The organism is Ralstonia insidiosa (genome assembly GCF_008801405.1).
In the GTDB taxonomy this organism is placed as follows: domain Bacteria; phylum Pseudomonadota; class Gammaproteobacteria; order Burkholderiales; family Burkholderiaceae; genus Ralstonia; species Ralstonia insidiosa.
This window is the reverse complement of the sequence record NZ_VZPV01000004.1, coordinates 122458-138428: the sequence shown is the minus strand read 5'-3', so window position 1 is coordinate 138428 and position 15971 is coordinate 122458. Positions and strand designations below refer to the sequence as shown.

General features: G+C 63.5%; 13 protein-coding genes. 5 read left to right on the top strand and 8 right to left on the bottom strand.

Annotation, left to right across the window (positions count from 1 at the left end; all coding sequences use genetic code 11):
* The first annotated feature begins 23 nt into the window (after nt 1–23).
* Entirely contained in the window at nt 24–257 is a 234-nt protein-coding gene (locus F7R11_RS25285) for a CDGSH iron-sulfur domain-containing protein (RefSeq protein WP_021197448.1), read from the top strand.
* A 43-nt stretch (nt 258–300) separates the two neighbouring features.
* Here F7R11_RS25285 and ettA read toward each other — a convergent pair whose 3' ends face one another.
* Nucleotides 301–1968, bottom strand: a complete 1668-nt coding sequence (gene ettA / locus F7R11_RS25280; protein ID WP_021197449.1) for an energy-dependent translational throttle protein EttA — start codon at nt 1966–1968, stop codon at nt 301–303.
* A 136-nt stretch (nt 1969–2104) separates the two neighbouring features.
* On the opposite strand from ettA, the gene F7R11_RS25275 reads away from it, so the two are divergent.
* Nucleotides 2105–3220 carry a winged helix DNA-binding domain-containing protein gene (locus F7R11_RS25275; protein ID WP_064805372.1) on the top strand — a complete coding sequence of 372 codons (1116 nt, stop codon included), beginning with the start codon at nt 2105–2107 and terminating at the stop codon, nt 3218–3220.
* A gap of 51 nt (nt 3221–3271) precedes the next feature.
* Here F7R11_RS25275 and F7R11_RS25270 read toward each other — a convergent pair whose 3' ends face one another.
* Genes F7R11_RS25270 through cyoA form a run of 4 tightly spaced genes read right to left on the bottom strand, consistent with a single transcriptional unit; the run spans nt 3272 to nt 7264 of the window.
* On the bottom strand, nt 3272–3640 hold the full coding sequence (locus F7R11_RS25270; protein WP_021197451.1) for a cytochrome o ubiquinol oxidase subunit IV: 369 nt from the start codon (nt 3638–3640) through the stop codon (nt 3272–3274).
* Nucleotides 3641–4282: a cytochrome o ubiquinol oxidase subunit III gene (gene cyoC / locus F7R11_RS25265; protein WP_021197452.1), complete on the bottom strand. Its 642-nt coding sequence runs from the start codon at nt 4280–4282 to the stop codon at nt 3641–3643.
* Nucleotides 4283–4285: 3 nt separating this feature from the next.
* A complete protein-coding gene (cyoB, locus tag F7R11_RS25260; protein ID WP_021197453.1) occupies nt 4286–6265 on the bottom strand; it encodes a cytochrome o ubiquinol oxidase subunit I in 1980 nt (659 codons plus the stop codon).
* 9 nt (nt 6266–6274) lie between these two features.
* Nucleotides 6275–7264 carry a ubiquinol oxidase subunit II gene (gene cyoA, locus F7R11_RS25255; protein WP_374754720.1) on the bottom strand — a complete coding sequence of 330 codons (990 nt, stop codon included), beginning with the start codon at nt 7262–7264 and terminating at the stop codon, nt 6275–6277.
* Nucleotides 7265–7885: 621 nt separating this feature from the next.
* Here cyoA and F7R11_RS25250 point away from each other — a divergent pair.
* The 3 genes from F7R11_RS25250 (at nt 7886) to F7R11_RS25240 (ending at nt 11768) form a co-directional block, all read left to right on the top strand.
* Nucleotides 7886–8419: an RNA polymerase sigma factor gene (locus tag F7R11_RS25250; protein ID WP_064805374.1), complete on the top strand. Its 534-nt coding sequence runs from the start codon at nt 7886–7888 to the stop codon at nt 8417–8419.
* A 17-nt stretch (nt 8420–8436) separates the two neighbouring features.
* Nucleotides 8437–9267: a FecR family protein gene (locus F7R11_RS25245; protein ID WP_021197456.1), complete on the top strand. Its 831-nt coding sequence runs from the start codon at nt 8437–8439 to the stop codon at nt 9265–9267.
* A 140-nt stretch (nt 9268–9407) separates the two neighbouring features.
* Nucleotides 9408–11768, top strand: a complete 2361-nt coding sequence (locus F7R11_RS25240) for a TonB-dependent siderophore receptor (RefSeq protein WP_021197457.1) — start codon at nt 9408–9410, stop codon at nt 11766–11768.
* Nucleotides 11769–11819: 51 nt separating this feature from the next.
* On the opposite strand, the gene F7R11_RS25235 is transcribed toward F7R11_RS25240, so the two are convergent.
* The 3 genes from F7R11_RS25235 to F7R11_RS25225 form a co-directional block, all read right to left on the bottom strand.
* Nucleotides 11820–13463 (bottom strand): NRAMP family divalent metal transporter, encoded by a 1644-nt coding sequence (locus F7R11_RS25235; protein ID WP_021197458.1) that lies wholly within the window; start codon nt 13461–13463, stop codon nt 11820–11822.
* Between the two features lie 58 nt (nt 13464–13521).
* Nucleotides 13522–13728 (bottom strand): hypothetical protein, encoded by a 207-nt coding sequence (locus F7R11_RS25230; protein ID WP_021197459.1) that lies wholly within the window; start codon nt 13726–13728, stop codon nt 13522–13524.
* Nucleotides 13729–13960: 232 nt separating this feature from the next.
* Complete coding sequence (locus tag F7R11_RS25225; protein ID WP_064805376.1) at nt 13961–15424, bottom strand: carbohydrate porin; 1464 nt, start codon at nt 15422–15424, stop codon at nt 13961–13963.
* Between the last annotated feature and the right edge of the window lie 547 nt (nt 15425–15971).

Sequence of the window (15971 nt, the reverse complement as noted above, 5' to 3'; positions counted from 1 at the left end):
CTTTGTCTGCGAAGGAGGCCGCCATGGCCGACGACGTTGTCATCACGGCCCGCAACAACGGGCCGTATCACATCAAGGGAAGCTTTCGCATCGTCACCCAGGGTGGGCGCGAGTTGGCGATCGAGGGCGATCAGGTATGGCTGTGCCGCTGCGGGCACTCGTTGAACAAGCCGTTCTGCGACGGCTCGCACAAGCGCGCCGAGTTCGATAGCGATCTCGACGCGCCGCCCACGGTCGAGGCAGATCGCTCGCCGTAGGCCGGGGTGCGGGCATGCGGGTACAAAGCCGCCCGCCTCCCGCTTAACGCACGACCGGCTTGTAGCGGATGCGCTTGGGCTTGGCGCCCTCTTCACCCAGACGCTTCTTCTTGTCGGCTTCGTATTCCTGGTAGTTGCCCGGGAAGAATTCGACGTGCGAGTCGCCTTCGAAGGCGATGATGTGCGTGGCGATCCGGTCGAGGAACCAGCGATCGTGCGAGATCACCATCACGCTGCCGGCAAACTCCAGCAACGCGTCTTCCAATGCACGCAGCGTTTCCACGTCGAGGTCGTTCGACGGTTCGTCCAGTAGCAGCACGTTGCCGCCCGAGATCAACGTCTTGGCCAGGTGCAGACGCCCGCGCTCACCGCCAGAGAGCGTGCCAACATGCTTCTGCTGATCACCGCCCTTGAAGTTGAAGCGGCCGATGTAGGCGCGCGACGGCGTCTCGTAACGGCCCACCGTCAGGATGTCGGAGCCGCCGGAAATTTCTTCGAACACGGTCTTGTCGGCGGACAGTGCATCGCGGCTCTGGTCCACGTAGGCCAGCTTGACCGTCGGGCCGATCTTGATGGTGCCCGAGTCCGGCTGCTCCTTGCCTGTGAGCATGCGGAACAGCGTCGACTTACCCGCACCGTTCGGGCCGATGATGCCGACGATGGCGCCCGGCGGAATCGTGAAGCTGAGATTGTCGATCAGCAGACGGTCGCCGTAGCTCTTGCTGACGTTCTCGAATTCGATGACTTCATTGCCCAGACGCTCGCCGGCCGGGATGAAGATTTCCTGCGTCTCGTTGCGCTTCTGGTATTCCTGGCTGTTCAGCTCGTCAAAGCGGGCCAGACGCGCCTTCGACTTGGCCTGACGGCCCTTCGGGTTCTGGCGTACCCACTCCAGTTCCTTCTTCAGTGCCTTCTGGCGGGCCGATTCGCTCGACTCTTCCTGCTTCAGGCGGGTCTCCTTCTGATCGAGCCACGAACTGTAGTTGCCCTTCCAAGGGATGCCGTGGCCGCGGTCGAGTTCGAGAATCCACTCGGCGGCGTTGTCGAGGAAGTAGCGATCGTGGGTGACGGCCACCACGGTGCCCGGGAAGCGCGTGAGGAACTGCTCCAGCCAATCCACCGATTCGGCATCCAAGTGGTTGGTCGGCTCGTCCAGCAGCAGCATGTCGGGGCGCGAGAGCAGCAGCTTGCACAGCGCGACGCGACGCTTTTCACCGCCCGAGAGGTGCTCAATCTTGGCGTCCCACGGCGGCAGGCGCAGCGCGTCGGCGGCGATTTCCAACTGCAACTCAACGTTGTCACCGGAGCCGGCTGCGATGATGGCCTCCAGGCGCGCCTGTTCCTCGGCCAGCTTGTCGAAGTCGGCATCGGGCTCGGCGTAGGCGACGTAGACGGCTTCAAGTTGCTTCTGTGCGTCCACCACCTCACCCAGGCCGCTCTCGACTTCCTCACGCACGGTCTTGGTGGGATCGAGTTGCGGCTCCTGCGGCAGGTAGCCGATGTTCAGGTTGGGCATCGGCGTGGCTTCACCCTCGATGTCCTTGTCGAGGCCGGCCATGATCTTGAGCACGGTCGACTTGCCCGAGCCGTTCAGGCCCAGCACGCCGATCTTGGCGCCGGGGAAGAAGGACAACGAGATGTCCTTGAGAATCTGGCGCTTGGGCGGAACGATCTTGCCCACGCGGTTCATGGTGAAAACGTACTGTGACATGGCGTAAAAGCGGGGGAAAGCGCGTGAAATTGGGAACCCGCGGAGTGTAGCAAAGGCACGACCCGCAGCGGACGCGAACGCGCGGCGTTTGCGGCACAATCGGCGCAGTCGGCACAATCTGGCTCAGAACAACGCCATGCCTCGCTCATCGCTCCCCGCCCCGCTGTTGACCCGCCGCGCACTCAACCGCGCGCTGCTCGATCGCCAGCTGCTTCTGCGCCGCACTCGCATGACGCCGCTGGCGGCGATTGAGCGTCTGGTGGCGATGCAATCGCAGATGCCGCAGGCGCCGCACTACGGGCTGTGGTCGCGGCTGGAAGGGTTTCGCACCGAGGCGCTCGACAAGCTGTTGACCACCCGCCGTGCCATACGCGGCGCGATGATGCGCGGCACGTTACACCTGACCAGCGCACACGACTGTCTTGCGCTGCGCCCGCTGCTGGATGCGCAGATGTTGCGCCTGGCCTTCAGCAACGCCGGCAAGAGCATCGCCGATGTCGATCCCGCAGCGCTGCGTGCGGCGGCCCGAGCGGCGTTGGCCGGTGGTCCGCTCACCGCCGTCCAGCTTGGCGAGCACCTGCAGCCGCTATGGCCGAAGCACGATGCAGCCGCACTCGCGCGCGCCATTCCGTTTCTGGAGCCGCTAGTACAGGTGCCGCCGCGTGGCCTGTGGCGCGGCGCCGGGCAAGCCACGCTGGCCACCGTCGCCGACTGGCTCGGCGAAGCCGTCGAACCGGCTGCCACGACCGAGGCTTTGGTGTTGCGCTACCTCGCCGGCTACGGCCCCGCCTCGGTGGCGGATGCGCAGGCATGGTCAGGACTCACGCGGTTGTCGGCGGCGTTCGAGACGTTACGGCCCCGGCTGAAGACCTTCACCGACGAGCACGGCGTCGAGCTGTTTGACCTGCCGCGCGCCCCACGGCCCGATGCCGACACGCCGGCTCCGGTACGCTTTCTACCCGAGCTGGACTGCGCGCTGCTGGCACATGCCGACCGCGCGCGCATTCTCGACGATGGTCATCGCAAGGCGATCTACACGAAGAACGGGATCCTGCCGCCGACGCTGCTGATCGACGGTTTTGTTGCCGGCACCTGGAAGCTGGACCTGGCCCGCGAGCAGGCTACGCTCACGCTGCGGCCTTTTGCCAAGCTGGCCAAGGCCGACACGCGGGCATTGGAGGAGGAAGGTGCGCAACTGCTGGCCTTTGCCGCAGCGGATTGCTCCACACACGTCGTCCGCTTCGGGCAATAAAAAAGGCGCCCACCAGGGGCGCCCTTCTGATGCAGCGAGAAGCAACCCTCGTTACATCGTCATCATGTTGGCGTTCATGTTGTGCATGACCCACAGCGAGCCGACAACGACGATCGCCAGGATCAGCAGCGTGAACAGGAAAGCCATCACGTTCCAGCGCTGGGCGGACGAACCGTCCAAGTGCAGGAAGTAGATCAGGTGCACAACGATCTGCACAACCGCCAGCGCCATCACCGTCACCAGCACCGTCTGGTGCGAGTAACCGCCGTCCATCACCATCTTGAACGGGATGGCCGTCAGGATCACCGCCAGCACAAAGCCGATCAGGTAGCCCTTGATGGTGGCATGACCGGCGCCGCCGGCCGCATGACCGTGGGCGTCGCCGTGGGCGATACCCGTCGAAACATTGGTCTGTTCCATTTACATCGCTCCCAGCAGATACACGACGGTAAACACGCCGATCCACACCACGTCCAAGAAGTGCCAGAACAGGCTCAGGCACGACAGGCGGGTCGTTTGGGTCGGGGTCAGGCCCTTGGCACCGATCTGCCACATCATGACGATGATCCACAGCATGCCGCTGGCCACGTGCAGGCCGTGCGTGCCGACCAGCAGGAAGAACGACGACAGGAACGCGCTGCGGTTCGGGCCGGCACCTTCAGCAATCAGATGATGGAATTCGTTGATTTCCATCCCGACGAACGCGGCGCCCAGCAGCAAGGTAATGCCCAACCACAGCATCACGTGATCCTTGCGGCCATTCTGCACGCTGATCATCACCATGCCGTACGTGATGGACGACACCAGCAGGATGCCGGTTTCGATGGCCACGTACGACAGGTCGAAGAGCTCCTTGCCCGTCGGGCCGCCCGCCGTCGCGCCGCGCAGCACGCAGAACGTAGCGAACAGCGACGCGAAGATGATCAAGTCGCTCATCAGGTACACCCAGAAGCCGAAGACCTTGGTGTCTGCGACGTCGTGGTGGTGCGCATGGTCATGCGCGTGGTCGTGGCCGTGCGCGTGACCGTGCGCGGCGTGACCGTCTAGAACATTGGAAGCCATGGTTTAAGCCTGCGAACCGATACGTTGGAAGTAGGCCGACTCGGTCTCGTGGACCTCGTGAGCGGGCACGTAATAATCGACGTCATCGTCGTTACTGCGGAGGATGAAGCTGCCGATCATGCCGACCAGACCCAGCACGGCCATCCACCAGATGTGCCAGATCAGCGCAAAGCCCATCACGATCGAGAACATGCCGATGAAGAAGCCGGCGCCGGTGTTCTTCGGCATGTGGATCTTCTCGTAGCTGGCCGCCACTTGCGTCGGCACTTCACCGCGCGCCTTCATGTCAGCAAAGGCGTCGATATCACGCACCACCGGCAGGACCGGGAAGTTGTAGTGCGCCGGCGGCGACGACGTTGCCCACTCCAGCGTACGGCCACCCCACGGATCGCCCGTCAGGTCAGCCAGCGCATGACGATTGCGGATGGAGACGAAAATCTGGATCAGCTGCGAAGCAATACCGCAGGCGATGATCGCGGCACCAACCACGGCAACGTACAGCCACGGCTGCCATGCCGGATTGTCGGTATGGTTCAGACGACGCGTCATGCCCATGAAGCCCAGCACGTACAGCGGCATGAACGCGGTGTAGAAGCCCACGAACCAGCACCAGAAGGCGCGCTTGCCCCACTTCTCGTCCAGCTTGAAGCCGAAGGCCTTCGGGAACCAGTACGTGATACCGGCCAGGTAACCGAACACCACGCCACCGATGATGGTGTTGTGGAAGTGAGCGATCAGGAACAAGCTGTTGTGCAGCAGGAAGTCAGCGCCCGGCACGGCCAGCAGCACGCCGGTCATACCGCCGATGGTGAAGGTGATCATGAAGCCGATCGTCCACAGCATCATCGAGTTGATCTCAACACGGCCGCGGTACATCGTGAACAGCCAGTTGAAGATTTTCACGCCGGTCGGGATCGAGATGATCATCGTGGCGATGCCGAAGAACGCGTTGACGTTCGCGCCCGAGCCCATGGTGAAGAAGTGGTGCAGCCACACCAGGAACGACAGCACGGTAATACCGGCCGTTGCGTACACCATCGACGTGTAGCCGAACAGCTTCTTGCGCGAGAACGTGGCGACGATTTCCGAGAACATGCCGAACGCCGGCAGGATCAGGATGTACACCTCGGGGTGGCCCCAGATCCAGATCAGGTTCACGTACAGCATGGCGTTGCCGCCCAGCTCGTTCGTGAAGAAGTGCATGTCCAGATAGCGGTCAGCACCCAGCAGCGCCAGCGCCACGGTCAGCACCGGGAAGGCAGCCACAACCAGGATCATCGAGCACAGCGAGGTCCAGGTGAAGATCGGCATGCGCATCAGGGTCATGCCCGGCGCGCGCATCTTGAAGATGGTCGCGACGAAGTTCACCCCGGTCAGCAACGTGCCCAACCCGGATATCTGCAAGGCCCAGATGTAGTAGTCGACCCCCACGCCCGGGCTGTACGCCAGCTCCGACAGCGGCGGGTACGCCAGCCAGCCGGTACGCGCGAATTCACCCACGCCCAGCGACACGTTGATCAGCACCACGCCGGCAGCAGCCAGCCAGAACGACAGCGTATTCAGGAACGGGAACGCCACGTCGCGCGCGCCAATCTGCAGCGGCACGATCAGGTTGATCAGGCCCGTCATCAGCGGCATGGCCATGAAGAAGATCATGATCACGCCGTGCGCGGTAAAGATCTGGTCGTAGTGCTCAGGCGGCAGATAGCCGGCACCGCCGCCCGAGGCAACCGCCAGTTGCGAGCGCATCATGATGGCGTCGGCAAAGCCGCGCAGCAGCATCACGATGGCCAGAATGCAGTACATCACGCCGATCTTCTTGTGATCGACCGAGGTGATCCACTCATTCCACAGGTACGACCACTTCTTCAGATAGGTGATCAGGCCAAATACGCCCGCACCACCCAGCAGAATGGCCGACACCGTCACGACCACGATGGGCTCGTGCAGCGGAATGGCCTCCAGACTCAACTTGCCAAACATCGTCAACTCCTAGGAATTCTTGGCCGCGCTCTTGGGCGCCGGCAGGGCGGACTGCACCGGCAGCGGGCGCGTTGCCGCATCCGCCGTTTCCACCGTGCAGTTGGCGCCTTGGAGCGCCTCGTCGAGCGTCAGGACCTTGTCGCCGTCGCCCATGTATTTGTGCAGGATGCTGTGATACAGCGCCGGGTCCACGTTGGCGTACACCGCCGGCGGCACCTTCTCGCTCGGCTTGGCCAGCTCGGCGTAGCCTTCCTTGGTCAGCACTTGCGGGGCGCTGCGGACCTGCTTGACCCAGGCGTCGAACTCTTCGCTGGTCATGGCCGTGGCCTTGAACTTCATGCCCGTGAAGCCCGAGCCGCTGTAGTTCGACGACATGCCGTCAAACACGCCGGTCTCGTTGGCGATCAGGTGCAGCTTGGTCTGCATGCCCGCCATGGCGTACACCTGGCTGCCCAGTTGCGGGATGAAGAACGCGTTCATCACCGTGTCGGACGTGATCTTGAAGTTGATCGGGGTGTTGGCCGGGATCGCGAGCTGGTTGACCGTCGCAATCTTCAGTTCCGGATAGATGAACAGCCACTTCCAGTCGAGCGAGACGGCCTCGACGGTGATCGGCTTCACATCCGATTCGATCGGCTTGTACGGATCGAGCGCGTGCGTGGACTTGTAGGTGATCCAGCCCAGCACGACGATGATCAGGCAGGGGATCAGCCACACCACCGCCTCGATGGCGTTGGAGTGCGACCAGTCCGGCTCATAACGCGCCTTGGTATTGGTGGAGCGGTACTTCCACGCAAACACCAGCGTCATGATGATCACGGGAATGACCACCAGCAACATCAAGCCGGTCGCCACCAGGATCAGCGTCTTTTCTTCCGCCGCAATCATCCCCTTCGGGTCCAGGACCGTCAGGTTGCAGCCCGCCAGCAAGAGCGGGAGGCTTGCGGCCAGAGTTGCGGTCAAAAACCGCTTCATATGTGGAACGAGTGTGTTCTTCATGTCTTGCACAGTTGCGCCGGCAATGCTTACCAACATCACGGGAGCCAAGCAGCCCAGACAGCGGCCACAGGCAGAAAAACGCGGGAAATGAGAAAAGACCGTGCTACCGACACCCCGAAAACACTGGGTGCAATAGCGGGGCTTCGATCACATCAGGCGCCGGTCAGGGAGAAGCTGAACCCAGCGCACCCCGCCACAGAGGCGGACTTCGGCCATGATGGGCATGGACGAAGCTGAGCGCCGCCGCACTGCACAAGGCAGCGGACGACAGATCGGGGGCGGCAGGATTCGATGCAGGCACTACGTCAAGCGCTCATTGGGGAGCGCGGTTTGGAGTGGAATGCGGGCGCGATCTTACCGCCAGACAGCGCTTCGGATTGCGATAGATGCTCAGGCAAATAGAAATCGGGGCCGATTGACAAGTGGCGCCCTCCCCGCCCGGCTAGGGTTTACGCGGTTTTGCGGGTAAGCAAATCGAAAGTGCCTGTTGTTGCACTGCGACAATCAGCCACAGTGGTGCGCACCCGACGCAGCCCCCAAATCTGCGCCCAAATGTTGAATTGAAAATAAGAATACTTCTCATTTACAATTCAGCACTTTCTTGCTCCGCATCACCGCCCGGTGTCCTGCGATTCCTCCGCCCCGCCCTTGCTTGCCGCACTGGTCCGTCATTACGACGAACTGGTCGATCTGCTGCGCCGGCGCTTTGGCGCGGACCGCGGTTTTGCGCGAGATGTCGTCCATGACGTGTGCGTGAGCCTGCTCTCGGAGCCGCCGCGCCAGCCGGTCACGGCCCCCGTGGCCTATCTGCGGCGCGCGACGGTCAACCTGGCGATCGACCGGCATCGCGTGGAAACGGCCCGCGGCGCGTGGGTCGAGTCGGCCACCGAACTGCCCGAACCCGCCGACGAAGCCCCCGGCCACGACCGCCACGTCGACGCCGGCCGTGAACTGGATCGCCTATCGGAAGCCATTGCCCTGTTGCCGCCGCGCTGCCAGCAGGTGTTTGTGCTGCATAAGATCCACGAGATGCCGCAGGCCGAGGTGGCGATAAGATTGGGGATTTCACGCAAGGCGGTCGAAAAGCACATCCGGCTAGGCATGATGGCCTGCCGTACGGCGCTGGACCGCCCGGCAGCCGCACCGCCGCGTTGAACACGCACAGGCTCTTGATGCCCCACCCACCCGACGACTTCTCCCGCGAGGACGACAGCCTGGCGCGCCACCGCAGCACGCTGCAGGCGCGCTTTGCCATGCCGGAATTGCCGGCACAGGCGCCGCGTCGGCGAGCACCGATGGTGGCGGCCGGGATCGTTGCGTTGCTCGGTGCGGTGCTGTGGGCGGATCCGGCCTGGCATACGCAGCGCTATGTCACGGCCGCAGGCGAACACCAGCACCTCACCCTGCCGGACGGCAGCGATCTCACCCTCAACACGCGCACCGTCGCTGAGGTGGAATGGCACCTGCGATCGCGGCAAGTTCGTCTCATCGACGGTGAGGCGCTGTTCGACGTGACGCATTCGGCGTGGCGACCTTTCGTCGTGCATGCAGGCGAAACGACCGTGCGCGTGGTTGGCACCGCCTTCAACGTGCGACGCGCCGATCCGTATGTCACGGTGACCGTGCTACGCGGCCGCGTACATGTTGTGGAAGAGGCTTCGGGCGATGCCGTGCTGCTGACGGCCCGCCAGGCAGCCGAGTCGTTCAACGGCACGCTTACCGCGCGCGCCGCGCCCGACCTCAGCGCTGCCATCGCCTGGAAAGACGGCAAGCTGATGTTCGACCGCACACCGCTGGCCCAGGCTGTGGCCGACATCAACCGCTATCGCGCAACGCCCGCTGTGCTGACCGATCCGGCACTGGGCCGCCTGCAGATCTCGGGCGTGTTCGACAGCGCGCGCACCGATGCGCTGCTCGATCTGCTGCCGTCCATCCTGCCGGTGGCCGTCCGCCGTGAGGCCAACGACACCGTGCGCATTCTCGCCCGCAGCATCACGCGATAAAAAAAAATCGCACGCCAAGGTAGGGATGCCCGGTGCGCGGTTCGTCTACTCCCCTGTGACCTAGACCAACGGATCCGCAGATCCACAGATTCAACACGGGGAGCTTCACAGTGATTCGCACACAACGACGCGTGCCGCGCATGATCGCGCTGGCCGCGGCTACGCTGCTGGCCAGCGCTGCCTTCGCACAGGCCCACATGACCATCGACATTCCTGCCGAGCCGCTCGACGCTGCGCTCAATGCGCTGGCACGGCAGGCGGGTGCGCAGCTCATCTTTGCCAGCGCGCTGACGGCGGGCAAGACGGCGCCGCGCGTTCAGGGGCAGATGCGCGTGGAAGATGCACTCGACCGGCTGCTCGCCCAATCCGGGCTGGTGGCACGCAAGCAAGGCGGCAACACGTTCACCATCGAACCGACGGGCGGTAGCGCGCAAGTCACGCTGCCGGCCACGGTGGCGACCGCCAGTGCGCAACAGGAATCGGCGACTGGGCCTGTGCGTGGCTACATCGCCCAGCGCAGCGCCACTGGCACCAAAACCGATGTACCACTCTCGGAGATTCCGCAATCGATCAGCGTGGTCTCGCGCGACCGCTTCGAGGCGCAGGGTGCGCAGAGCGTGAACGAGGCGCTGCGCTACTCGGCGTCCGTCTCGTCGTACGGCGCGGGCACGCGCTCGGATTGGTACACCGCCGTGCGCGGCTTCGTGCCGGCCACGTACCTCGACGGGCTGCAGTTGCCCAACACCATCAACCTGGCGAGCTGGCGTGTGGACCCGTGGCAGATCGAGCGCGTCGAATTGCTGCGCGGGCCGTCGTCCGTGCTGTATGGCCAGGGCGACCCGGGCGGCACGGTGAACATCGTCACCAAGCAGCCGACCACCGAGCCGATCCGCGAAATTGAAGTGCAATACGGTAGCCACGCGCGCAAGCAGGTGGCCGGCGACTTTGCCGGCGCGCTCGACGCCGACGGCAAGCTGTCGTATCGCCTGACGGCCGTTGCCCGCGACGGCAACCTGCCCTTCGGCCCGTTCAAGGACCAACGCCTGATGGTGGCGCCCTCGCTCACGTGGAAGCCATCGGCCGATACCACGCTCACGCTGCTGGCAACCTACCTGCGCGACAAGACCAACTCGTCCGACAACTTCCTGCCCGCGAGCGGCACCATCCTGCCGAACCCGAACGGCAAGATTCCCGCCACGCTGTTCACGGGCTCGCCGGACTTTGATGCGTACGAGAAGACGCAGTACTCGCTGGGCTACCAGTTCGAGCACGAGCTCAACGACACGTGGACGGTGCGGCAAAACACGCGCTACATGCACCTGAAGCTGGACGACCGCATGACCTACGGCGTGGGCCTGGACCCGAGCGACCCGACGCAGCGCATGATGTGGCGCTACGCCGGCATCGCCAAGCCGAGCTACGGGCGATTCGACGTCGATACGCAGGTGCAGGCGAAGTTCGCCACCGGCATCGCGCGGCACACCTTCCTGGCGGGCGTGGACTATCAGCGCCAGACCACCAAGGACCCTGAGAACTACGCCCTCACCTCGTCGCTGGATCTGTACAACCCGGTGTATGCCCCGTTCGACTGGTCGATCTTCAATGGCTCAGGCGCATCGCCGCAGGACATCCATCAGAAGCAGACGCAGCTGGGTGTGTACCTGCAGGACCAGATCAAGCTGGGCGAACGCTGGGTCTTTACGCTCGGCGGCCGCCACGACTGGAGCGACCTGCGCACCGACGACCTGCTCGCCGGCACCAACAGCAGCCAGCGCGATTCCGCCTTCACGGGCCGCGTGGGCGTGGTGTACCTCGGGCCGTACGGGCTGTCGCCGTACGTGAGCTATTCGACGTCGTTCAACCCGACCATCGGCACCGACCGCAACAATCAGCCGTTCAAGCCGACCAAGGGCAAGCAGATCGAGGCGGGCATCAAGTTTGCGCCGAGCAGCAAGACGTCGATCACAGCGGCGGTGTTCCAGATCCACCAGACCAATGTGCTCACGCCGGACCTGAACGACCCGACCGGCATGCACAACGCGCAGTCGGGCGAGATCCGCTCGCAGGGCATCGAGCTGGAAGGCACGACGCAGCTGCTGCCGGGCTGGAACGTGATCGCCAGCTACACATATCAGGACGTGCGCAACACCAAGGCCAACGACGTCACGCTCAACAAGTGGCCGATCGCGATTCCGATTCCGCGTCAGATGGCATCGCTGTGGACGGACTACCGCATCCGCTCGGGTGTGCTGCAAGGTGTGGGCATCGGTGCCGGTGTGCGTTACACCAGCCCGACGGCCGGTGCGCCGGATAACTCACTCAAGGTGCCGGGCTACACGCTGTTTGATGCGTCCATCTTCTACACCGTCGGCCACTGGCGCTTTGCGCTCAACGGCACGAACCTGGGCAACCGCGAAGTCATCTCCGGCTGCTACGACGCCACGCGCTGCATCTACAACAACGGGCGCACGGTACTGGCAACAGCCAAATACGCCTGGTAACACGCTGCGACATCGCCAAAGAAAAACGGGCCACATCGTGGCCCGTTCTCTTTACTGCACTACCAATCCGGCAATGCGCACCAGCACCAACCCTGCGGCCACGACTAGGTAGCCGCGCAGCACGAACATCCATGTCCGCTTGAGCGGCGTCCAGCGTGCCGGCGTGAGCTGCTCCAGCGGCGGCATGGTCCAGTGATTGCGGTCCAGCACGCTCACACGTTGCGGATGATGCGTCCGATGGTTGCGTTGCTCGATGCGCCACAGCACCAGCGACATCACCACGGCGATGACCGAACCGCCGATCAGGATCGCGCCGATCTCGAACTCGCCGATGCCCGGGAACAGCACCGCAGCCGTGAGGATGACCGACAGCATCACCAGCACCGCCACCACGCCGCCGGTGAAGATGTTCATCGCGCGACCGTTCGTCCACGGGCCCAGCACAGCCTTGTCGTTGCACAACAGCAGCAGGAACACCGTGGCGCTCGGCAGCAGCACGCCCGCCAGCGATTGCACGGCATTGGTCAGCAGGCCCAGCGGCACACCCGGCGTCAGCACCAGGCCTGCGGCCAGCAGCGTCAAGCCGAAGTAGACGGCGTAGAAGCCCTTGGCCTCGGTCGGCTTGCGATGCAGCGAATGGCGCACGGCAAACACATCGCCAATCGCATAGGCGGTCGACAGCGACACCGCGCACGCGCCGATGATGCTGGCGTCCAGCAGCGCAATGGCGAACAGAATGCCCGCCCAGCGGCCCGAGTAGGCCTCCAGCCCCTTCGCCGTACCCAGCGCATCGGTGTAGTTGCCGAACTCCGGCGTACCGTGGAAGGCCTGCGCGCTGAAGGCAATCATCGCCACCGCGCCGGCAATCACAAGCACGATGCCCAGCCACAGGTCCGCACGCTCATAGCGGATGAAGCGCGCAGTGATGCGCTTGTCGATCACGTAGCTTTGCTGGAAGAACAACTGCCACGGCGCCACGGTCGTCCCAACGATGGCGATGATCAGCAGCATCACTTCCGCCAGCGGTGCACCGGCCGGTAGAGCAGGCACGAAGAAATCGCGTGCCACCTGCCCCATCGGCGGATGCACCACCAGAAAGATCGGAATGAGCGTGAGACTGCCCGCCACCAGCGCAAGTGCAAAGCGCTCGAACCGTCGGAAGTCACCCGTGGACGCGGCCAACATCACCAGCGCCGCTGCAGCGCACACACCCCAGTGGCGCGGAATGCCGAGATATTCCAGCGCAAGGCTGATACCGATGAACTCCGTCACCAGCGTCAACGCATTGACGAGGAATAGGTCGATGACAGAGAAGCTGCCCCAGAACTTGCCGAAGCGCGCAAAGATCAGCCGCGCATGGCCAACCCGGGTGACGGCGCCCAGGCGCAGCACCATCTCCTGGTTCACGTACAGCACGGGGATGAGCAGCATCAGCGTCCACAACAGCGTGGTGCCGTAGTTCTGCCCGGCTTGCGTGTACGTGCCGAAGGCGCCGGCGTCGTTATCGCCCACCATTACGATCAGGCCGGGGCCGAGGATGGCCAGCAGCGTGCGCAAGCGTGCACGCCAGCCGTCACGCGCGCCAGTATCGTGGTGCGCAATGGTGCCGAGCGCGCCACGAATGTCGCCCACATGGGCCTCATCAAGCGCGGCATGACGTGGTGGTGCGTCGATGCCAGAAGCAATTTGGGTCATATCGACCTCCGATTTGTTATTGGGTGAGGGATGTACCCGTCGTTGGATTACCCGCCGGTTACCAATAGGTGCGCGACAGCCGGATGGCGGCGGCGGCGTAGCCGTGGTTGGAGAGCGATTGGCCCCCGTCGTCAGCGCGCCGGTTGGACGTGGTCGACACAGCGTTGGCACGCTCCGGCGCACCAGCACGGGCCTGCACGAACGGCGAGCTGAACGGCAGAGCGATGGCCGAGAAACGACGGGCGGGAATGTTGAATTTGCGCATAACAACTCCTGGCCGCATGGGCACGACGCGTGCACGGCATGCGGCAATCGCCGCGCTCGGGTTGTCGTACCCGAGGCGGCAGATTCAAACAATCAAGGAGCGATGCAGACACCGCTGCCTTGCCGGGGCGGCAAGTCAGCAGCAGGGAACAACCGTGCGGCGGACTCGCCTAGTAGGAAAGAAATGTCGGGTAAGGTCGACTCGGACTGTCCATATGGGTCCTCCGTAGGTCTTAGAACTCGGCGTGGACGCGCATGCCGTAAAACTTGGCAGGGCCGCGGTCCCGGTTGTAGCCAGGGTTCTGGATCAATTGAAAATCGGGGCTGAGCATGAGGCCCTTCACCGGTTGAAAGCTGTAAAACAATTCGAGTACGCGCTCGTGGCCATAGTTCAACGCGCCATCGCCCAGGAACGCGCCGCTACCGCCGGCCGCCAGGTAGGCCTTGTGATCCGGGCCCAACATGTTCAGCGAAAATGCCGCACCCACCACATCATTGGGGCGACCCCACGACGAGCCCTTCAGCAGACCGCCGAACGACACGTTGCGGCCCACCTCAGTAAAGGCGTACGTCTCGGTCTTGTCATCCGACCAGTTCAGCCGTGCAAACAGGCCCAGGTTCTCGCCCGCCTTCTGCTCGAACGACAGGCCCACGCCCACCTTGGCGTGCTCCTTACGCACCTGGCTCAGGTCCGGCGCGCTTCCCGTGGCCTGGCCGAGAGCGATGGCGTCATCAAAGCGGCCCATGCGCGTCTTGTTGCGCCAGCCCATCAACCGTACCTTGCCGTCCTGGCCGAACAGCGTGTAGCTCTTTTCCAGTTCCACCATGTCACCGTAGTGCTGCATGAAGGCGGAATCCAGTGCCAACCCGTTGGACTCGATCGGCTGCAGGAAGCGGCCAGCGCGCGCGGCCCAGCCGAGTTCGCTGTCGATGTACTCCAACGCGATGCCCCAGTTGTAGCCGCGCGCATCGGCCGGGTAGTCGAACGATGGGCTCGCCATGAACGACCAGTTCAAGAATTGCGTGCGCGGATCGTGCGAGTACTCCACACCATCAAACACATCCAACACCGGCATGTTGCCCACGGTCAGCACCACGCGGCGCTTGTCGACCACGTCTGCAAACTGGTTGAAGTCGGCGTCGATCTTTTCTGTATCGCCGCCCAGGCCCCAGGTCTGGCGCAGAAAAGCGCGGGCGCGGTATAGCGTCGGGTCGGTGCCCGTCACCTTCGCCAGCTCGCCGTTGGTCGGGCCACCCAGACCATGCAGATCCGAGAACGCCTTGCCCATGATGACTTCCGGGTTGAAGTGGAACTCGGCGCCCTTCCACAACCGCATGCCCAGGTCCAGCGTGGTGCTGAACGAGTAGCTGATGGCGCGGCCGCCGGTCAGGCTGTTATCACCGCTGTACGGTGACTTGAACGCAGGCTTGGCTTGCCAAACCCAGGTCGATTGACCGTGGAAACCGAAGCGGTCATCGAGTTCACCGCCAGCGATCGGCAGTGCATCCGCAGCCGGTGCGGAAGCCTGGGCTTCTTGGGCTTGAGCCGCGTGGGTGAAAACAGAGAACGAAGCCATCGCGGCCAGCAAGGCCGGACGACGGAAGGGACCAAACGGGCGGAATGCGGCAGCAGCACGCACCAGAACGAGCGGACGCACCGCGACCCAAACGTATTGCAGCATCGAGAGAAACAGCATGAGACCTCCCCCGTTCGTTTCTATGACGAACGTAGGCATGAGCCGACCACGGTCCTCCCAGGAGACTACGAACGCGAGCGCGCACGCAGCCACATGGCCGTGTCGGTAAAACAATCGAATTGTGGGAATGGGCTTGTACGGAGAACCCGCACAAGTGCCACTACCCGCCGTGCATACGGCTAGGCAGTGGATGGGCGCAAAGCGAAAGCGATGCGCCGAGACTGTCTAGCCGTTCAGAGTGCGATCGAAGATCGACTAGAACAACTGTCCATGGAGAACATCTCCGTAGTGATGACGGGGCGCAGAGTAACAAAGTGTTCTTGGGCTCGGCAAGCGTTTTTTGGAGGGGGTGGAAGGCGCTTTGCGCGCCGACAACATGGGCATCCCTCGCAAACCCATGACTGGTGCGGAATTGGCTTGCCTGCGCCATTTGCGGGCAACTGAGTCACAATAGAAAATACTCCCCCCAAGTACGTGTGTAACCACACAAATCACGCGCCTATTTGCGACGCACCGACCACGCGCCGCGAGCATTCGCATCCCGCTG

Excerpts from the sequence above, each read along its gene's own strand:
- F7R11_RS25270 (WP_021197451.1), bottom strand. The coding sequence starts at position 3,640 with ATGGAACAGACCAATGTTTCGACGGGTATCGCCCACGGCGACGCCCAC.
- cyoC (WP_021197452.1), bottom strand. The coding sequence starts at position 4,282 with ATGGCTTCCAATGTTCTAGACGGTCACGCCGCGCACGGTCACGCGCAC.
- F7R11_RS25245 (WP_021197456.1), top strand. The coding sequence starts at position 8,437 with ATGCCCCACCCACCCGACGACTTCTCCCGCGAGGACGACAGCCTGGCG.
- cyoA (WP_374754720.1), bottom strand. The coding sequence starts at position 7,264 with ATGAAGAACACACTCGTTCCACATATGAAGCGGTTTTTGACCGCAACT.
- cyoB (WP_021197453.1), bottom strand. The coding sequence starts at position 6,265 with ATGTTTGGCAAGTTGAGTCTGGAGGCCATTCCGCTGCACGAGCCCATC.
- F7R11_RS25275 (WP_064805372.1), top strand. The coding sequence starts at position 2,105 with ATGCCTCGCTCATCGCTCCCCGCCCCGCTGTTGACCCGCCGCGCACTC.
- ettA (WP_021197449.1), bottom strand. The coding sequence starts at position 1,968 with ATGTCACAGTACGTTTTCACCATGAACCGCGTGGGCAAGATCGTTCCG.
- F7R11_RS25235 (WP_021197458.1), bottom strand. The coding sequence starts at position 13,463 with ATGACCCAAATTGCTTCTGGCATCGACGCACCACCACGTCATGCCGCG.
- F7R11_RS25225 (WP_064805376.1), bottom strand. The coding sequence starts at position 15,424 with ATGCTGTTTCTCTCGATGCTGCAATACGTTTGGGTCGCGGTGCGTCCG.
- F7R11_RS25230 (WP_021197459.1), bottom strand. The coding sequence starts at position 13,728 with ATGCGCAAATTCAACATTCCCGCCCGTCGTTTCTCGGCCATCGCTCTG.
- F7R11_RS25240 (WP_021197457.1), top strand. The coding sequence starts at position 9,408 with ATGATCGCGCTGGCCGCGGCTACGCTGCTGGCCAGCGCTGCCTTCGCA.
- F7R11_RS25285 (WP_021197448.1), top strand. The coding sequence starts at position 24 with ATGGCCGACGACGTTGTCATCACGGCCCGCAACAACGGGCCGTATCAC.